Here is a 17,456-nt window from a genome sequence, read left to right as displayed (position 1 = left end):
GGTCGATGATCTCACGGCCGGGGCGGCGCACACCGGCCCGAGCGGCCCGACCCTCGGCCGCCGGGACAGTGGACGCACAGGGTTCTCACAGCGGGGTCGGGGGGTGGGGGCTCCGTCCCCGCCCGGCACCGAGGGATAACCCTCGAAGCGTCCGGCTTTGGCTGACATGCCACTGTCAAGCCTGCCATTCTCCCACCCAACTACCGCGCACCAGCGGCAAGTTGTCTTCCCGTGCTCACGGTCCCGCACAACTCAGCTCGTCCCGGACAGCACACCCGTCTGCCCGGTCTGTCACCGGCCGTTCCCCACGGCCGCCGCAGTAGGAGAACGAGTGAGACCCAACCCCCGCAAGCGGACCACGGTCGGAGCGGCCCTGCTCTCCACCGCCGCACTCGTGGCCCTCGGTGTCCAGACGGTTCCGGCGACCGCGCTGCCCGCAGCCCCCCACCCCAGCCCCGTGCGCGCCGGTGGCCTGCCCGCCGACCTCACTCCCGCCCAGCGCACGACGCTGATCAGGAGCGCCGAGGCGAAGACGACGGACACGGCCGAGTCCCTCGGCCTGGGCGCCCAGGAGAAGCTGGTCGTCAAGGACGTCGTGAAGGACAACGACGGCACCCTGCACACGCGATACGAGCGGACCTACGCCGGTCTGCCCGTCCTCGGCGGCGACCTCGTCGTGCACACGCCCCCGGCCTCGCTGGCCGCCGGCACGGTGAGCACGACCTTCAACAACAACCGCCGTACCGTCTCGGTCAAGTCCACGACCGCCACGTACAGCAAGGCGGCCGCCGAGACCAAGGCCCTGACCGCGGCCAAGGCGCTCGACGCGCAGAACCCCGCCGCCCAGAGCGCGCGCAAGGTGATCTGGGCCGGCGAGGGCACGCCCAAGCTCGCCTGGGAGACCGTGGTCAGCGGCCTCCAGGACGACGGCACGCCGAGCAAGCTGCACGTCATCACCGACGCCGCCACCGGCGCGAAGCTCTCCCAGTTCGAGGGCATCGAGACCGGCACCGGCAACAGCCAGTACAGCGGAACCGTCACCATCGGCACCACGCTGTCCGGCTCGACGTACCAGCTGAACGACACCACGCGCGGCACGCACAAGACGTACAGCCTCAACAACGGCACGTCGGGCACCGGCACCCTGATGACGGACGCCGACGACACCTGGGGCACCGGCTCCGGATCCAACACGCAGACCGCCGGCGTCGACGCGCACTTCGGCGCCCAGACGACGTGGGACTTCTACAAGAACACCTTCGGCCGCAGCGGCATCAAGAACGACGGCGTCGCCGCCTACTCCCGCGTCCACTACAGCACGGCGTACGTCAACGCCTTCTGGGACGACGACTGCTTCTGCATGACCTACGGCGACGGCACCAGCAGCACCCACGCGCTGACCTCGCTGGACGTCGCCGGCCACGAGATGAGCCACGGTGTCACCTCCAACACCGCGAACCTCAACTACACGGGTGAGTCGGGCGGTCTGAACGAGGCGACCTCCGACATCTTCGGCACGGGCGTGGAGTTCTACGCGAACAACTCCTCCGACGTCGGTGACTACCTCATCGGCGAGAAGATCGACATCAACGGGGACGGCACCCCGCTGCGGTACATGGACGAGCCCGACAAGGACGGCGGCTCCGCCGACAGCTGGTACTCCGGCGTCGGCAACCTCGACGTCCACTACTCCTCGGGCCCGGCGAACCACATGTTCTACCTGCTCTCCGAGGGCAGCGGCAGCAAGACCATCAACGGCGTCACCTACAACAGCCCGACCTCCGACGGCGTCGCCGTCGCGGGCATCGGCCGGGCCGCGGCCCTTCAGATCTGGTACAAGGCGCTGACGACGTACATGACGTCCAGCACCAACTACGCGGGCGCCCGCACCGCCGCCCTCAGCGCGGCCTCGGCGCTGTACGGCTCCAGCTCCACCCAGTACGCCGGGGTCGGCAACGCCTTCGCCGGCATCAACGTCGGCAGCCACATCACGGTCCCGTCGACGGGCGTCTCGGTGACCAACCCGGGCAGCCAGTCCGCCACGGTCGGCACCGCGGTGAGCCTGCAGATCTCCGCCAGCAGCACCAACAGCGGCTCGCTGACGTACGCCGCGACCGGTCTGCCCGCCGGCCTGTCGATCAGCAGCTCGACCGGTCTGATCTCCGGCACGCCGACCACGGCCGGCTCCTCCAGCACCACCGTCACGGTGACCGACAGCACCGGCGCGACCGCCACCGCGTCGTTCACCTGGACGGTCAGCTCCACCGGCGGCGGCTCCTGCACCGCCACACAACTGCTGGGCAACGCGGGCTTCGAGTCGGGCAGCACCACCTGGACGGCGACGAGCGGTGTGATCACCAACTCCAGCAGCCAGGCGGCCCGGACCGGCTCCTACAAGGCCTGGCTCGACGGCTACGGGTCGACCCACACCGACACGCTGTCGCAGTCGGTGACGATCCCGAGCGGCTGCACCAACACCACGTTCACCTTCTACCTGCACATCGACTCGGCCGAGACCAGCACCAGCACCGCGTACGACAAGCTGACGGTCACCGCCGGGTCCACCACCCTGGCCACCTACTCCAACCTCAACAAGGCCACCGGGTACGTCCAGAAGTCCTTCAGCCTCGGCTCCTTCGCGGGCTCCACCGTGGCGCTGAAGTTCTCGGGCGTCGAGGACTCCTCGCTCCAGACCAGCTTCGTCGTGGACGACACCGCCGTCACGACCGGCTGATCCGCTCCCCGTCGACGACGTCCCGCACGCGGGCTCCCTCCGCGTGCGGGACGTCGTCGTGCGCGCTCGCTTCAGTTCCCCTCAGTTCAGCGGGTCGAGCGTCAGGTACGCCTGGCTCGGCGAGCCGTCGTGGACGAGGGACTCCTGCTGCCCGACGTCGTCGAAGGCGAACGCGTACGCCTTGCCGTCCGCCATCTGCGCGTGGATCTTGCGGGCGTAGTGGTTGGTCACCGTGTCCTGGTAGAAGTTCGCCGTCGTGGTGTCCGGCTGGTTGGGGTTGACCAGGAGCGTGGAGCGGTTGAAGCCCGCGCACAGGGTGCGGGAGATCGGTCCGCGCACGGCGTCGTTCGGCGCGTCCAGCAGTCGGTGACAGCCGAAGATGCTGGCCGCGTCCGGCTTCTGGAAGCTGGTCACGACCGCGCCGGAGGAGTTGGTGAAGTTCATGACCCCGCCCGAGACCCGGCCGTAGTACTTGGTGCCCGGCTGGTCGGCGAACGGCGTGACGGTCAGCGTGTTCGTCGCGTACTTCTGCCAGACGCGGTTGACGTAGTCGTCCATGACGTTCGCCGGGAGGGCGCCCGTCTCCACCCCGTACAGCGGGGCGAGAGCCCGCAGTACGGTGCCGTCGGACCGGGTCTGGACGAGGTTCGCCCAGCCGCCCGGCTGTCCGCGCAGGGCGTTGAAGAAGCCGTTGTAACCGCCCGCCTTGAGGTGCCCGGTGCTGACGGTGGTCCCGTCGGCGCGCTGCACGCCGACCGCGTACGGCGCGGAGAACATGTCGACCTGAGTGCTGTTCAGCCACAGCCCCGAGTCGTTCAGCGTGTACTCCGACCAGTTGAAAAGGATGTTCCGGTTCGGGTCGGTCGGGTTCTGCACGGCCGGCTGCACCAGTCCGCCGGTGGTCAGTCTGAAGTCGAGCTTCTGTCCGTAGGAGAAGTAGACCCGGCCGGAGAACTTGGGGATCCGGATGGTGGCGGACTGCCCGGCGGCCGGGCCCGCGATCGAGGCGTCGGGCGCGGGTGTGGGCGGGTTGCCGCCGGCGGGCCAGGCGTGGAAGGTGCCGTTCGCGTCCGCCCAGCCCTGCCGGCCCGTCGTCAGCTGGGTGCCGAGGTTGTAGACGTAGAGGCGTTCGCCGCGCCCCGAGTTGTTGGTGATCTTCAGCGGGATGGTGTCGGGGACGGCTGCCTGGGCCGGGGGACCGAGAGAGAGCAGTGCGCCGACGAGAGCGGCTGCTCCGGCGATTCTGAGTGCGTGCGTGATCCTTGAGAGCACTCTCCACCTCCGTGCGGGTAGGCCTGTGGGGTTGGTCCGTACCATGTTGAGAGCGCTCTCAAAGTCGCATCGGGGTTGTGCCCATGTCAACAATGTGGACAGAGGCGGAGACAGAAAAGGAAAGGACGCCCTCGGCACGGCTCATGCCAGGGGCGTCCCGGTGCTGGGTCCCGTTGCCCGGTCGCGAGGGTCAGAAGGTCCGCTTCAGCAGGTCCAGCAGCGCGGCCCAGTGCCGCTCGGCGCCCTTCTCGTCGTACGCGGCGGTGTCGGCCTGCGTGTAGCCGTGCTCGGCGCCGGCGTAGACCTCGCACGTGTGACGGACGCCCGCCGCCGTGAGGGCCTCCTCGAAGCGCTCGATCTGCTCGGGCGGCAGGGAGTGGTCGTTGTCGGCGTGGCCGAAGTACAACTCGGCCTTGATGTGCTCGGCCGCCAGGTGGGGGCTGTCCGGCGCGTCGGTCGCGAGCCGCCCGCCGTGGAAACCGGCCGCCGCCGCGACCCGGTCCGGATGGCCGCCGGCCGTCCACAGGGCGAGCCGGGCGCCCATGCAGTACCCGGTCAGCGCCACCGGGCCGTCCGCGACGAGCGGGCTCTCCTCCAGCCACCGCAGATAGGCGCCGGCGTCCCGCACGGCGGTCTCGGCCGTGAGGGACTGGATGAGCGGGCCCAGGGCCGCGAAGATCTCCGGACGCGCGCCCGGGTCGATGAACTCGGGCAGTTCCACGACGGGTGCGCGCCCGTGCCGGTAGAACACGTTCGGGACCAGCACCGTGTAGCCGGCCTCGGCGAGCCGGTCGGCCATCGCCCGCAGGTGCGGACGCAGACCGAAGGCGTCCTGGTAGAGCAGCACGCCGGGCCGGGGCGCCCCGTCACCGGGATGCGCGAGATAGGCGTCGGCGACGCCGTCCTCGGTGCGGATGTCCACGGCTGTTCCCTGTACGGAGGTCATGGGGGTGCCTCTCTGCGCGTGCACTGCGGCGAGCGATCGACCGGCCCGGTGGGGCCGGGCAGCGACCATCGTTGCATGCACCATCCACCTGCCCTCCGGGACCCCCGGTCCGGGGTGCCGGGATGCGGAGAGCCCTATTCGAACCGCGAGGTGTCACCCGCCCCGTGCCGCACGATCTCCGCCTCGCCCTCGGAGAAGTCGATGACCGTGGTCGGCTCGGTGCCGCAGTCCCCAGAGTCCAGCACGGCGTCCACCACGTGGTCGAGCTGGTCCTTGATCTCCCAGCCCTGGGTCATCGGCTCGTCCTCGCCGGGCAGCAACAGGGTGCTGGACAGCAGCGGTTCACCGAGTTCGGCGAGCAGGGCCTGGGTGACCACATGGTCCGGGATGCGCACGCCCACCGTCTTCTTCTTCGGGTGCTGGAGCATGCGCGGCACCTCCTTGGTCGCCGGGAGGATGAAGGTGTAGCTGCCCGGCGTCGACGCCTTGATCGCGCGGAACACGTCCTTGTCCACTCGGACGAACTGGCCGAGTTGCGCGAAGTCCTGGCACACGAGGGTGAAGTGGTGCCGGTCGTCCAGGTCGCGGATGGCCCGGATCCGGTCGATGCCGTTCTTGCTGCCCAGCCGGCAGCCCAGCGCGTAGCAGGAATCCGTCGGGTACGCGATTAGTGCGTCCGCCCGGATGGCGGCCGCGACCTGGGTGATGGTGCGGGGCTGAGGGTTGTCGGGGTGCACGTCGTAGTACTTCGCCATTGGCCGAGCTTATGCCGTGCCACGGGGCGGTGGCCCCGCAGGACCGCCGTGCGGCTCGCCCAGGAGGAACTGCCAGCTGTCGGCGAGCAGCCCGAGTGCCGTGGCGGGGTCGGTCTCCCAGCCGTGGCGCATCCAGCGCCGGGCGAGCTGGTCGAGCTGGGTCAGCGCCAGGAAACCACGCAGCCGCCGGGAGCCCGGGTCGAACCGACCCGCCTGCTCGAGCCCCGCCTCGACGGCGGAGACGACCTCGTCGAACCACTGGTCGACCAGCTCGCGCAGCTCCGGCTCGACCGCCGCGGCCTCGTGGGCGGCCAGCACGTAGGGACGGATCCGCGGCCACCGGCGGGAGTTCTCGCGCAGCCACGCCTCGAATCCCGCCCGCTCGCCTGCCCGTACGACGGCGGCGAGGGCCGGTGCGGCCGGACCCGGCTCCGCCGGACTCCCGCGCTCCAGCAGTTCGTCGAGCTCCGCGACGAGGGCTTTCATCAGCGCCACCCGCGAGGGGAAATAGGCGTAGAACGTCACCCGGGTGGTGCCCGCGGCCTTCGCGATGTCGTCCACCGTCGTGCCGGGGTAGCCCCGCGCCTCGAACAGCTCCAACGCCGTCGACAGCAGCAGCCGACGGGTCATCTCCTTCTGGGCGGCGCGCAGACCGGCCACGTCAGACTGCCTCCCGGTCGACTGCGAAGGGGCCGCCGACCTGCGAGGTCGTGCCCTCCGGCGGACGCTCACATGGTACGGCACCGGGCCTTTTCGGCCAGGGGTGGAAGGTGGCGGCACGCGGCGGCAGTCGGACACCTCGTTTGACTTAGGTATGAGTGGATACCTATTCTCCCTGTCATGTCCGACACCAGCGCGCCCTCCGGGGGCATCGACCGCGTGGCCTCCGAGCTCGCGGCCCGCCTCCCCGCGCTGCACCGGGCCCTGGACCGCCGGGTCGCTTCCACCTACCCGCACCCCAAGCCCCCCGAGGGGCAACTCCTGCTGCTGAAGTTCGTCGCGCAGCAGGAGGGCGCCACCGTGCGCGAGGCCGCCGAGGCCCTGCTGATGAAGCCCAACAACGTCAGCGCCCTGGTCTCCCAGCTCACCGAGCTCGGCCTGCTGGAGCGCCGGCGGGACAGCGCCGACAAACGCGTCGCCCACCTGCACCTGACGGCGACGTCACGCCGCCGCCTCGCCGAGGTCGGCGACCTGGAGACGGCCTTCCTCGCCGAGGCGCTGCGGTCCCTCACCGAGGGTGAGATGGGCGCGCTCGGCGCGGCGCTGGACGCGCTCGGCTCACTGACGCGCCACCTGCACACCGCGGCCCACTGACCGACCCCGGTTCCCTCCCCGGCCCGTCGCCCACGGGCTCCGCACTCCCCGTCGGTTCTCCGCCCGGGGAGCTTCGTGTGCGCCCGGGGCGCCGCTGTCTCCTCCGTCTCCTCCGTCACAGAACCCCGTACACAGACAAGGCTCCTCCATGCCGTCCACCTCCGTGGATCACTCCGGCGTGCCCGCGCGCACCGCCGCCCCGGCCCCCGGCCACCTGCGCTCCAACCCCTGGCTCACGCTCTGCGCGGTCGCCTTCGGGCTGTTCATGGTGCAGCTCGACGGGTCCGTCGTCGCCATCGCCAACCCCGCGATCGGCCGCGATCTGAACGCCTCCACCGCCCAGCTCCAGTGGGTGACCAACTCCTACCTGCTCGCTCTCGCCGCCAGCCTCATCCTCGGCGGCAAGCTCGGCGACCGCTTCGGCCGCCGCACCTTCTACGTGGTCGGCGTCGCCGGCTTCGCGCTCTCCTCGGTCGCCATCGGCCTGTCCGGCTCCATCGGCGGTGTCATCCTGTTCCGCGCCGTCCAGGGAGTCTTCGGCGGCCTGCTGATGCCGAACACCCTGGGCCTGCTGCGCGCGGTGTTCCCGCCGAAGAAGTTCGGCATGGCCGTCGGCATCTGGGCCATGGTGTCCGCCGTGTCCACGGCCCTCGGGCCGATCGTCGGCGGCCTGCTGGTGGAGAACGTCAGCTGGGAGTCGGTGTTCTACATCAACCTGCCCATCGGCGTCGTCGCGTTCGTGTTCAGCGCCGTCGTCCTCCCGCAGTCCAGGAACCCCGCCGGCCACCAGCGTTTCGACGTCCCCGGCGTGCTCCTGCTCGCCCTCGGTCTGCTCAGCGTCGTCTTCGGTGTCGTCAAGGGCGAGACCTGGGGCTGGACCTCCGTCGGAACCTGGGGCGCGATCCTGGCCGGCGTCGTCCTGCTCGTCCTCTTCGGCTGGTACGAGACGCGGATCGCGCACCCGCTGCTGCCGATGCGTCTCTTCCGCAGCTCCGCGCTCACGGTCGGCACGATCATCACCGCGCTCAACTTCTTCGTGCTGCTCGGCGCGGTCTTCTTCGTCATGCTGTACCTCCAGAACGTCCGCGGCTGCACACCCGTCGAGGCGGGTGTCCGCACCCTCCCGCTGAGCCTCGCCTCGCTGGTCGCCTCCCCGCTCGGCGCCGCGCTCACCGGCCGGTTCGGCGCCCGCTTCTGCATGCCGCTCGGCATGGCCCTCCAGGCCGCCGCCTGCTTCGGCCTGCTCACCTGGTCCACGGACTCCTCCTACGCCACGATGTGGCCGCCGTTCGTCGCGCTCGGCCTCGGAGTCGGCATGGTGATGGCGGCCTCCTCCGACGCCATCGTCGGCAACGCCCCCGTGCAGGACGGCGGTGTGGCCGGCGGACTCCAGGCCACCACCCTCCAGATCGGCGGCGCCCTCGGCACCTCCGTCCTGGTCTCCGTGATCAGCGCCAGGGTCGGCTCCACCCTCGGCGGAGAACTCACCGACGCCGGTGTCCCCGCCGCCGCGGCCGACAGCCTGAAGGAGGCCACGGACGCCGTCGCGATGGGCGTGGCGCCCGTCTCGGACGCCATGCCCGCGCAGTTGCGGGCGGCCGTCGTCGAGGGCAGCGGCCAGGCCTTCATGAACGGCCTGCACGCCGCCTCCGTGGTCACCGGCCTGCTGTGTGTCGCGGGCGCCGTCCTGGCCGCCGTCGGCATCAGGAAGTCCGCCGCCGCCGGCTGACCGCCACGGCTCCGCCCGCGGTACCCCGGTCCCGCGGGCGGACGTTCCGCCCCACGTGAGGTAACGTCCCCGACCGATATGACTGGTTCGGCCCCTACGGGCCGTGAGGGACGAGGAGAACGCCGAGATGGCCGGCCGGGACGACGGGAACCCCCACACCGACGCGGCGGACGACGCCGGCTCGGCATGGGCGCAGGAACTCCTCGGACATCTGCGTCCCACCGGCGGCGACCTCCGCAGAGTCCTCGACTGGCTGGCGGACACGCTCGACGCGACCGTCTCCCTGCGCGACGACACGGGCGCCGCGCTCGCCGGACCGCTCACCCCGCTGGACGAGAGCCTGGTCGCCGCCGTCACCGGAGGCCGGCTCGCCTCCGCCGCCTGGGAGGGCGAGGGCAGGTCCGTGCGCCTGATCAGGGTCGAACTCCCGCGCCCCGCCTCGTCGGGCGTGCTCGCCGTGACCCGGACGAGCCCCTTCGACCGGCGCGCCTCCGCCATCGTCACGCACACCGTGGGCGTCCTCGAACTCCTGTTGCGCGCACAGGAGACCGCCGCGACCGGACACCGGCTGGCCCGTGCCACCGCCGACCTGCGCCTCGCCATCCTCCAGCTGCTCATGGTCGAGGACACCGTCGCCGCCCGCCGCGTCGCCGCCGGCCTGTGGCCCGGCCTGCTCGACACCGACACAGCCTGCGTCTACGTGGTCGAGACCAGCCCCGAGGAACGCGACCGTCTCGCGGCGGCCTGCGTGGCGGCGACCCACGACGAGGCCCTCGTGGTGCGCTGTCCCGCCATGGACGGCCACGTCATCGTCGTAGTCCCGGACGACACCGCGGGCCGTGCACTGCGCGCCCTGTGCGACCGGCACGCCGGCGCGTTCCTCGGCGGCAGCGCCCTCCAGAGCCTCGCCCGCACCGCCACCGCCTACGGACAGGCCGTCAGCGCCCTCGCCGTGGCCCGCTTCCGCCCCGACAAGACGGCCGTCTACGCCGAACGGACCCACCCCGAACGCCTGATGGACCCCGAGGTCCTGCGCACCTGGACGACCCGGCTGCTGCGTCCCCTCGACACCCTCCCGCACCACACCCGCGCCGAACTCCTCGCCACCACCCGCCTCGGCCTGGAGTTCACCGCCGTCAACGCCGCGAAGGTGCTCGGCGTCAGCCGCAACACCGTCCGCGCCCGCATGGAACGCGTCGAGAACCTGCTGCGGGCCGACTTCTCCGACCTCACCGTCCGCGCCGCCGTCCACCTCGCGCTGCACACCCAGGTCGCCATCGCCGGGCACCTGACGGGTACCCCGGCGGCGCCCGCCAGGCTCGGCGAGCTGCTCGGCGGCCCCGCCCTGCGCGTCTGGGCGCAGGACCTGCTGGCGCGCCTCGACTCCGACGGCCGGGACCTGCGCGGCACGCTGCGCGCCTGGATCGCCGCCGGCGGCAACGCCGAACGCGCCGCCCAGCTGCTCGGCGTGCACGCGCAGACCGTCCGCGAACACGTCCGCAGCGCGGAACCCGTCCTCGAACGTCAGCTCCTCGCGGCCGGCAGCGACCTGTACGAGGTCGTCCTGGCCCATGTGGCGGCAGGCGACCTGGACCAGCCCGACCTGCACGAATCCGCCCCATGGACGGAATCGGGCCATCCGGACTCACCTGTGCACAGGTGAGTCCTGCGGCGGCCGGAGCGGGCATCGACACGATTCCCAGCCGCTCGCCGGGCCCGTAGTTTCGAGGAGCGGCGGGGGTACGACCGGAACGGGGGACCGGTCGCACCCCCGTGCCTCAGCTCCGCAGGCGGACCGGGATCTCCTGCCAGCCGCTCGCGATGAACGAGGGCACCTGCCGCAGCTCGGCGGTCCCGGTGTCCAGGCGCAGCCCGGGGAACCGGTCGAACAGCGCGGGCAGCGCCGTCAGCGCCTCCATCCGGGCCAGCGGAGCCCCGATGCACCGGTGCACACCGATCCCGAAGGCGAGATGGTCGTCCGCCGCGCGTGCCGCGTCGAACACATCCGCGTCCGCCCCGAAGTGCGCCGGATCCACGTTCGCCGCCGCGTACGTCGTGATGATCGCGTCCCCGGCCGGGATCGTCACGACGCCCACCGTGATGTCGTCGACGGCGAACCGCAGCGGCAGTGTGGCGATCGGCGGGTGCAGCCGCAGCGTCTCGTCCACGACCGCGTCCCAGCCGATCTCACCCGCGCGGACGGCCGCCAGCTGCTCGGGTCGCCGCAGCAGCGCCACCGCCGCGTTCCCGATGAGGTTCACGGTCGTCTCGAAACCGGCGCCGATGACCAGCAGCAGCGTGTAGAGCAGTTCCTCGTCGTCGAGCCGGTCGCCCTCCTCGTCGCGCACGCGGATCAGTTCGGTCGTCATGTCGTCGCCGGGGTGCTCGCGCTTGTACGCGATCAGCCCGCCCAGCACCGTGCCGATCTGCTCCTGGACGTACGCGGCGTGCTCCGGTGTCGGATCGGTGGTGTCCATGATGGCCGCGACCAGCCGGACGGTGGCCTCCCGCAGATCGTCCGGCACCCCGAACAGTTCACAGACGATCTGCATCGGCAGCGGATGCGCGAAGCCGGCCTTGAGGTCGACGGTGTCGTCGCCCTTGTCCAGCGCGTCCAGCAGCTCCGTGGTGATCGCCTCCACCCGGGTGCGCAGCGCCTCGGTGCGCCGGTGGGTGAAGCTCGGCGCCACCAGTTTGCGCAGCCGTGCGTGGTCGGTGCCGTACGTGGAGAGCATGTTGATCACACCGACCCAGCCCAGGATCCAGCCCCAGGACGGGTGCTCGCCGAGGTCCGCCCACTGCCGCCAGTGCCGCCGAGGGTCCTTGCTGACCCGCGGGTCCAGGATCAGGGCCTTGAGGGTGTCGTACCCGGTGGGCGCCCAGGCCGGAATGCCACCGGGCAGCTCCACGGGCACGATCGGGCCGAGGGCGCGCAGCCGGGCGCTCTCGGCGTGCACATCGGTGCCGAACGGGTCGAGGACGATGCGGTCGGTCACGGTCACGAACGGACTCCTGAGGGTTCGGAAGCGGGGGAGCGGGGGCTGAAGCGGACGGGCAGCGCCGTCAGCGAACGGTGGAACGGGCCGGGCCGCCAGGTCAGCCGATCGCGGGGCACCACGGGATCGAGGTCGGGGAGCCACTGGGTGAGCCGTTCGATCGCCTCGGTGACCAGCAGCAGCGTGTGCTGCTTCACCGGACAGGCATGCGCTCCCGCTCCCCACGACAGATGCGAGGCGTCGTTGGGATGCCGGCCCTCGGTGACCTCCCGCTCGGCGAGGATCCCGAGTGCCCCGTACGACACCACCACCGGCACCGCCTCGCGCAGCCACACCCCGTGGAAGGCCACGGGCCTGCGGACGTAGTAGATGCCGTAGTTCGCGAGCGGCGTCTCGTGGTGCAGCACCTCGACCACCGCGTCCATGACGGGGCGGGCGCCGTCGGTGAGCGTGGAGTAGTAGAGCGGGTTGCCGAGGATCCTCGACAGCGTGTTGGACAGCAGGTTGGCGGTCGGCCCGTATCCGGCGCCGAGCGTCAGGAACACCTGCCAGGTGACCTCCTCCCGGGTCAGCCCCGCCGGGTGGTCCAGCAGCCGGCTCGGCAGATCGTCGCCGCGTCGTTCGGTCTTGGCGGCGATGAGGTCCAGTACGTACTGGGCGTACTCCGCCTCGCCCACGGTCGCCCGGTCGCCGCCCTCCATCATCTTGCCCACGCCCGAGTGCAGCCGGTCGCCCTGGCTCTCCGGCAGGCCGAACAGGTCGTTGAAGACCAGCGCCATCAGCGGCTCGGCGAAGTCGCCGACCAGGTCGGCCTCACCCCTCGGCCCGATCCGGCCCACCAGCAGCCGCACCGCCCGGTGCACCCGCCCCCGCAGGTCGTGCGGTTCCACCAGGTCGAAGACGTCGATGAGGGTGGTGCGGTAGCGGACGTGCGCGGCCCCGTCGGCGAACAGGGCGTTGGGCCGCCACCGCATCATGCCGAGCACCGGCGAGTCGTCGGGGACGGTCGACTCCCACGCGCGCGGGTCGTGCGAGAACGTCTCCTCGTCGTGCAGCACGTCCAGCGCGGCGCGCCGGTCGGTGACCACGTACGCCGGTACTCCGGGCGCCAACTCGCCCCAGCCGACCGGCCCTTGATTGCGCAGTGCCTGGTAGTGGCGGAGCGGGTCGGCCGCGAAGCTCTCGTCCCACAGCCGCACCGGCGCGGAACGCGCGAAGTCGCCCCGGTCCGGGGGATGGATGGTCACCGGGCCTCCACGGGGTCACGTCCGATCAGATGGTCGACGAGCGCGATCAGCGCGTCGATCGAGGAGTCGCGGTCCCGCGCGTCGCAGGTCACCATCGGTGTCCCGGGCTCCAGGTCGAGCGCCTGGCGCAGCCGCTCCGCTCCGTAGTGGCGGGGCGCGTCGGGGAAGTCGTTGAAGGCCACCGCGTACGGCAGCCCGCTCTCCTCCACCAGGCCCAGCACGTCGAAGGACGCGTCGAGGCGGCGGCTGTCGACGAGGACGAGCGCGCCCAGTGCCCCGTAGGCGATGTCGTCCCACAGCGCGCGGAAGCGCTCCTGCCCGGGCGTGCCGAACAGGTACAGCACGACATCGCCGGGGAGGCTGATCCGTCCGAAGTCGATGGCGACGGTCGTCGTCGACTTCTCCCGCACCCCGGCCAGGTCGTCCACCTCGGCGGACGCCTCGGAGAGGTGCTCCTCGGTGTGCAGCGGCCGGATCTCGGACACCGAGTCGATCAGGGTCGTCTTGCCCACCCCGAACGGCCCCGCGACCAGGATCTTCACCAGGTCGCGGGCGGTGTCGGGGCGGTGGACGGCGCCGGGCGCACCGGCGCTAGGTGTGGTGTTTGAGGGCGCGGAGGCCATCGGCCACTCTCTTCAGCAGGTCGGGGTCGAACCGTTCGGCGGGCGGGATCGGCGCGCGGGCGAGAACGAGGTCCCGGTCGACGAGGTCGGCCGCCAGCACCCGTACAGCGGAGACCGGCAGTCTGAGCAGCGCCGCCGCCTCGACCACCGCCAGCGAGCCGCCCGCCAGCGTGTCCAGCAGGGCAAGTTCGGCGGCCGGCAGGCCGACCGGCAGCGGCTCCTCGCTGCGGGCGAGCACCGACAGCCGCTCCAGGTGGGGCCGGCTGGGCCGGGCCACACCGCCGGTCGACAGGTACGCGGGGACGAGGGGACGGCCGGCCGGGCGGCGGGTCATGCCGGCGCGTTGTCGTCGGCTCCTCGGGGCGCGGCCGCCATGGCCTTCTCGCCCAGTCGCGCCACCTGGGAGTGGACCCGGTGCGCCAGCAGGTCCAGCCGCATCTCGCCGTCGCCGTACGCGGCCACGCAGGTGCCGTGGTCGGTCGGCACGATCAGCACATAGCCGTGGTCGGACTCGATGACGATCTGGCGTACCTCGGCCCGCTCCCGGTCGGCGAACGCGGCCGCCGCCGTCCGGCAGGCCCCTTGCACGGTGCTGGTGATGGCGGCCACCCGCTCGGCCGAGGGTTGCGACAGGGCGTCGGTGTAGCCCGTCACCAGTCCGTCCCGGGTCAGCATGACGGCGGCCAGCACGTGCGGCACCTGCAGGATCGGTTCCAGCACCCATGCCGTGTCGCCCGTATTACGGCTGGTCATCTCGCCGCTTCCCCCTCGATGTCGGTGTGGTCGGTGTGGTCCGTGTGGTCGGTCTCGTCGGTCCGGTCGGCCGGGGTGTCCCCGTGGCCGTCGGGTCCGGCGTTCTCGGCGGCCGCGCGGGCCGCCGCGGTGCCGGACTGGAGCGCGCCGAGCGCGGCCGCGGCGTCCTCCGGTCTCCGCGCGGGTCTGTGCGCGGCGGGTCGTGGGGCCGGGCTCTCCTCGGGTGCGGCGGCCCGGGCGCGGCGACGGCGCTGCGGCAGGCCGTCGGTGTCCGAGGGCTCGTGATGCCCCGGTGCTGCCTCGGGGGCGCCTGACTCCGTGCCGTAGGCGTGGGAGGGCGCGGGCCGGTCGGCCGCGGCTTTCCGGGTCGTGCGCGGCGCGCTCGCGGCCGGCGGCCGGTCGACCGGGTCGAGGCGGCTGAGGAGATGACTGTCGACCCTCAGCACCGCGCGCACGCCGCCGTACGGGGAGGCCGAGGAGACATCGACGCCCAGGTCGAACTGCCGGGTGAGACGGCCGATGGCGGCCAGCCCCATGCGCGGCGGATCGCCCAGGTCGGTCAGCAGGATGAGGTCGTCGCCGGCCACCAGCCGCTGGGCACGGTCGCGTTCGTCCCGCGTCATGCCGAGACCCGCGTCGTCGATGGTGACGCACACGCCGTGGTGGACGTGCTCCAGGCTCACCACGACGTCGGTGTCCGGGGCGGAGTGCCTGAGCGCGTTGTCCAGCAGCTCGGCGACGATGATGGCCACCGGTTCGACGGCGTGCGAGACCAGGGCCGTACCGGGCTCGAGGTGGTTGTGGACCTGGACCCGGTGGTAGCCCGCGAGCCGGGCCTGACCGCCGGTCACCGCGTCCACCAGGTGCGACTCCTCGCGCGCCAGCCCGACCCACGCCCCGCACACCACGGCGGTGACCTGCGCGCGGCGCAGCGACTGCTCGTTCTCGTGGTCCAGCCGGAACAGGGTCTGCGCCAACTCCGGGTCGTCGTAACGCTGCTGGAGTCCGCGCAGCGCGTCCTGGAGCCGGTACAGGGCCGCCTGGATCTCCCGGGTGGCGCCGCGCATCCCGGCCTGCGCGGCCGCGTCGACCCGGGTGCGCTGGGCGGCCACCTCGGACTGGAGCGCCAACACCACGTTCTCCAGGGCGATGCCCAGCGGGGTGCCGGTGGTCAGTGGCTGGAGGGGGCCCGGTTCGGACACGTGCGGATGGGCCACCTGGCGGGCGGCGGCGGGCACCCGCCGGCCTGCCAGATGCTCCACCTCCGCCGTGAACGCCCGTGCAGAACCGTCCAGTTGGGTGCGCAGTGCGGCGATCTCGGCTCGCTGCCGGGTCTGTTGCCGCCGTAGTCGCAGCAATCCGCCGCCGAGGGCGAGTGCGGACAGTGTGCCGGCGGCCAGACCGCCGGCCACCAGGTCCGGTAGTTCCATCATCGATTCGGTTCCAGGGAGGTCGGGCGTCGTCTCGGTGCTCAGGGCAGGGGCGGATCCGAGAGGCTCGGACCGGGCACTCGCAGCACAGTACACACCGTCATCGATCGATCCCGCACGGTTGAGCGAGACTTGGCTCCCAAAGTGCCCGGTATCTGTTCACTTCTGCGTCGACTGTCTGGATTGCCTTACGTGGCACGTGAGTTGGACGGCCGTGTAGCCGCCGTCGACCAGGTGATGGCTGCCGACCACGAACGAGGCCCGGTCCGACAGCAGGAAGACGATCAGCTCGGCCGGCTCGGCGGGTCCGCCGAGCCGGCCGGGTGCGGGGCGACGAGACCGTCGTAGGAGTCCCGGTCCATGCCCTTCGGCAGCGGTGTCTCGATGAAGCCGGGGCCGACCGCGTTGATCCGGACGTTCTTCGCCGCGTACTCGGCGGCCGCCTTGGTGAGACCCACCACGCCGTGCTTGCCGGCGACGTACGCGGACGAGCCGGCGAAGCCCACCGAGCCGAGGATGGACGCCACGTTGACGGCGGCGCCCCTGCCGCCCGCCTCGAAGGCGGGGAGCTCGTGCCGCAGGGAGTGGAAGACGCCGTCCGGGTCGGTGCGCACGACCCGGTCGTAGGCGTCGATGTCGTACGCGCCGGTCGGGGCGCTCGGGCCGCCGATCCCGGCGTTGTTCACGGCCAGGTCCAGGCCGCCGAAGGTGTCGACGGCGAACCGCACGGCCGCATCGACGGACGCGGGCCGCGTGACGTCGAGTTCGACGGCCGCCGCCTTGATCCCCTCCGACCGGAGGTCGGCGGCGGCCTCCCCGTTTGCCCGGGCATGGACCGACCTCCGCCCGCACCGCCCCGAGTCGACTGCCCGTCCGGCCTCCTCGGCGCCGCTCTGTGGGCGGACCGGCCCCGATGCCGGGTGCCGATCCACGCCCGGCTCGTCGCGGAGTGGCGGGCCGAGTGGCGGGCCGGGCCCACCCGCTCGGACATGCAGTGGGTGCCCTCGTCCTCGGCCCGGCGACTCCGTCGCGACGAGGACGGCACGTTCCGCCCGTGACGCGCTACCGGCCGCACATCGGGGTCAGCACGGCCAGCGTGCCGTTGGCCTGTCGCAGAGCCAGTTCCAGCGTGGCCGGCGCGTGCAGCATGCCGGTCCCGTCCGGCGGGACCAGCCACTCCAGGAACCGCGCGGCCCGGTAGGGCGGGGGAACCGCCACCCAGGAGCCGCGGCCCGCGCGTCTCAGCCCCGCGCCGATCCACCGGGTGCCGGGATCCGGCGGGAGGAAGAACCCGACCCGGTGCGACGCGGTGTCCACGAGTGTGGGTCCCGGGACGGGGCGGGACGCCTGCCACAACAGATCCAGGGTGAGCAGGCCCAGCCGGTCGGGCACGCTGAGGAGGTCCCAGTAACGTCCCGCCTCCAGCAGGGCGATCCCGTCGCCCTGGTCCCATTCCCGCTTGCACAGCCGCGGGTCCGTCGCGGCGGCGGCGAGCCATTCCACGCCGCGCGTCCACATCGCATCGCTCATGTCGGCTCCGTGTGACATCCGCCCCGGCCGCATGCCGAGCGGGCATATGCATGCTGGTAGATATTTCTACGTGGCGGAAGGGGTGGCGAACCGTGGCGTTTTGGTGTGTTTCGTTCGAGACCCGAGC

The 17,456-nt window shown here is 72.0% G+C and carries 15 protein-coding genes and 1 pseudogene; 4 read left to right on the top strand and 12 right to left on the bottom strand.

Annotated features, from left to right (window positions below; all coding sequences use genetic code 11):
- The first annotated feature begins 331 nt into the window (after positions 1–331).
- Positions 332–2,734 (top strand): M4 family metallopeptidase, encoded by a 2,403-nt coding sequence (locus OG736_RS03635; protein ID WP_327181110.1) that lies wholly within the window; start codon positions 332–334, stop codon positions 2,732–2,734.
- A gap of 81 nt (positions 2,735–2,815) precedes the next feature.
- On the opposite strand, the gene OG736_RS03630 is transcribed toward OG736_RS03635, so the two are convergent.
- The 4 genes from OG736_RS03630 to OG736_RS03615 all read right to left on the bottom strand — a co-directional run bounded on the left by OG736_RS03630 (position 2,816) and on the right by OG736_RS03615 (position 6,367).
- Positions 2,816–4,006 (bottom strand): glycoside hydrolase family 64 protein, encoded by a 1,191-nt coding sequence (locus OG736_RS03630; protein ID WP_327181109.1) that lies wholly within the window; start codon positions 4,004–4,006, stop codon positions 2,816–2,818.
- 190 nt (positions 4,007–4,196) lie between these two features.
- On the bottom strand, positions 4,197–4,952 hold the full coding sequence (locus tag OG736_RS03625; RefSeq protein WP_327181108.1) for a dienelactone hydrolase family protein: 756 nt from the start codon (positions 4,950–4,952) through the stop codon (positions 4,197–4,199).
- 134 nt (positions 4,953–5,086) lie between these two features.
- On the bottom strand, positions 5,087–5,707 hold the full coding sequence (locus OG736_RS03620) for an L-threonylcarbamoyladenylate synthase (protein WP_057604422.1): 621 nt from the start codon (positions 5,705–5,707) through the stop codon (positions 5,087–5,089).
- 9 nt (positions 5,708–5,716) lie between these two features.
- Positions 5,717–6,367 carry a TetR/AcrR family transcriptional regulator gene (locus OG736_RS03615; RefSeq protein WP_327181107.1) on the bottom strand — a complete coding sequence of 217 codons (651 nt, stop codon included), beginning with the start codon at positions 6,365–6,367 and terminating at the stop codon, positions 5,717–5,719.
- Positions 6,368–6,547: 180 nt separating this feature from the next.
- Between OG736_RS03615 and OG736_RS03610 the strand changes: the two genes are divergently transcribed.
- The 3 genes from OG736_RS03610 (at position 6,548) to OG736_RS03600 (ending at position 10,413) form a co-directional block, all read left to right on the top strand.
- Complete coding sequence (locus OG736_RS03610; RefSeq protein WP_327181106.1) at positions 6,548–7,021, top strand: MarR family winged helix-turn-helix transcriptional regulator; 474 nt, start codon at positions 6,548–6,550, stop codon at positions 7,019–7,021.
- Between the two features lie 148 nt (positions 7,022–7,169).
- The gene (locus tag OG736_RS03605) at positions 7,170–8,750 is read left to right on the top strand and encodes an MFS transporter (protein WP_327181105.1); all 1,581 of its coding nucleotides are present in this window, start codon (positions 7,170–7,172) and stop codon (positions 8,748–8,750) included.
- 127 nt (positions 8,751–8,877) lie between these two features.
- Complete coding sequence (locus OG736_RS03600) at positions 8,878–10,413, top strand: PucR family transcriptional regulator (RefSeq protein WP_327187504.1); 1,536 nt, start codon at positions 8,878–8,880, stop codon at positions 10,411–10,413.
- 115 nt (positions 10,414–10,528) lie between these two features.
- On the opposite strand, the gene OG736_RS03595 is transcribed toward OG736_RS03600, so the two are convergent.
- From OG736_RS03595 to OG736_RS03560, 8 genes and pseudogenes are all read right to left on the bottom strand, one after another.
- Complete coding sequence (locus OG736_RS03595; protein WP_327181104.1) at positions 10,529–11,752, bottom strand: cytochrome P450 family protein; 1,224 nt, start codon at positions 11,750–11,752, stop codon at positions 10,529–10,531.
- Positions 11,749–12,993 (bottom strand): cytochrome P450 family protein, encoded by a 1,245-nt coding sequence (locus OG736_RS03590; protein ID WP_327181103.1) that lies wholly within the window; start codon positions 12,991–12,993, stop codon positions 11,749–11,751. The genes OG736_RS03595 and OG736_RS03590 overlap by 4 nt, the downstream gene beginning before the upstream one ends.
- The gene (locus OG736_RS03585) at positions 12,990–13,616 is read right to left on the bottom strand and encodes a GTP-binding protein (RefSeq protein WP_327181102.1); all 627 of its coding nucleotides are present in this window, start codon (positions 13,614–13,616) and stop codon (positions 12,990–12,992) included. The genes OG736_RS03590 and OG736_RS03585 overlap by 4 nt, the downstream gene beginning before the upstream one ends.
- Entirely contained in the window at positions 13,585–13,950 is a 366-nt protein-coding gene (locus OG736_RS03580; protein ID WP_327181101.1) for a DUF742 domain-containing protein, read from the bottom strand. Before OG736_RS03580 ends, OG736_RS03585 begins: the two co-directional genes overlap by 32 nt.
- A complete protein-coding gene (locus OG736_RS03575) occupies positions 13,947–14,369 on the bottom strand; it encodes a roadblock/LC7 domain-containing protein (RefSeq protein ID WP_054245159.1) in 423 nt (140 codons plus the stop codon). The genes OG736_RS03580 and OG736_RS03575 overlap by 4 nt, the downstream gene beginning before the upstream one ends.
- A complete protein-coding gene (locus OG736_RS03570) occupies positions 14,366–15,802 on the bottom strand; it encodes an ATP-binding protein (RefSeq protein ID WP_327181100.1) in 1,437 nt (478 codons plus the stop codon). The genes OG736_RS03575 and OG736_RS03570 overlap by 4 nt, the downstream gene beginning before the upstream one ends.
- 156 nt (positions 15,803–15,958) lie before the next feature.
- Positions 15,959–16,714, bottom strand: a pseudogene (locus tag OG736_RS03565) (SDR family NAD(P)-dependent oxidoreductase).
- A 147-nt stretch (positions 16,715–16,861) separates the two neighbouring features.
- Positions 16,862–17,329 carry a hypothetical protein gene (locus OG736_RS03560; RefSeq protein WP_327181099.1) on the bottom strand — a complete coding sequence of 156 codons (468 nt, stop codon included), beginning with the start codon at positions 17,327–17,329 and terminating at the stop codon, positions 16,862–16,864.
- Between the last annotated feature and the right edge of the window lie 127 nt (positions 17,330–17,456).

The sequence above is a fragment of the Streptomyces sp. NBC_01334 genome, from assembly GCF_035983595.1.
Lineage (GTDB): Bacteria > Actinomycetota > Actinomycetes > Streptomycetales > Streptomycetaceae > Streptomyces > Streptomyces coriariae.
The sequence above is the reverse complement of the archived record's forward strand: the minus strand, read 5'-3'. Positions and strand labels throughout refer to the sequence as shown.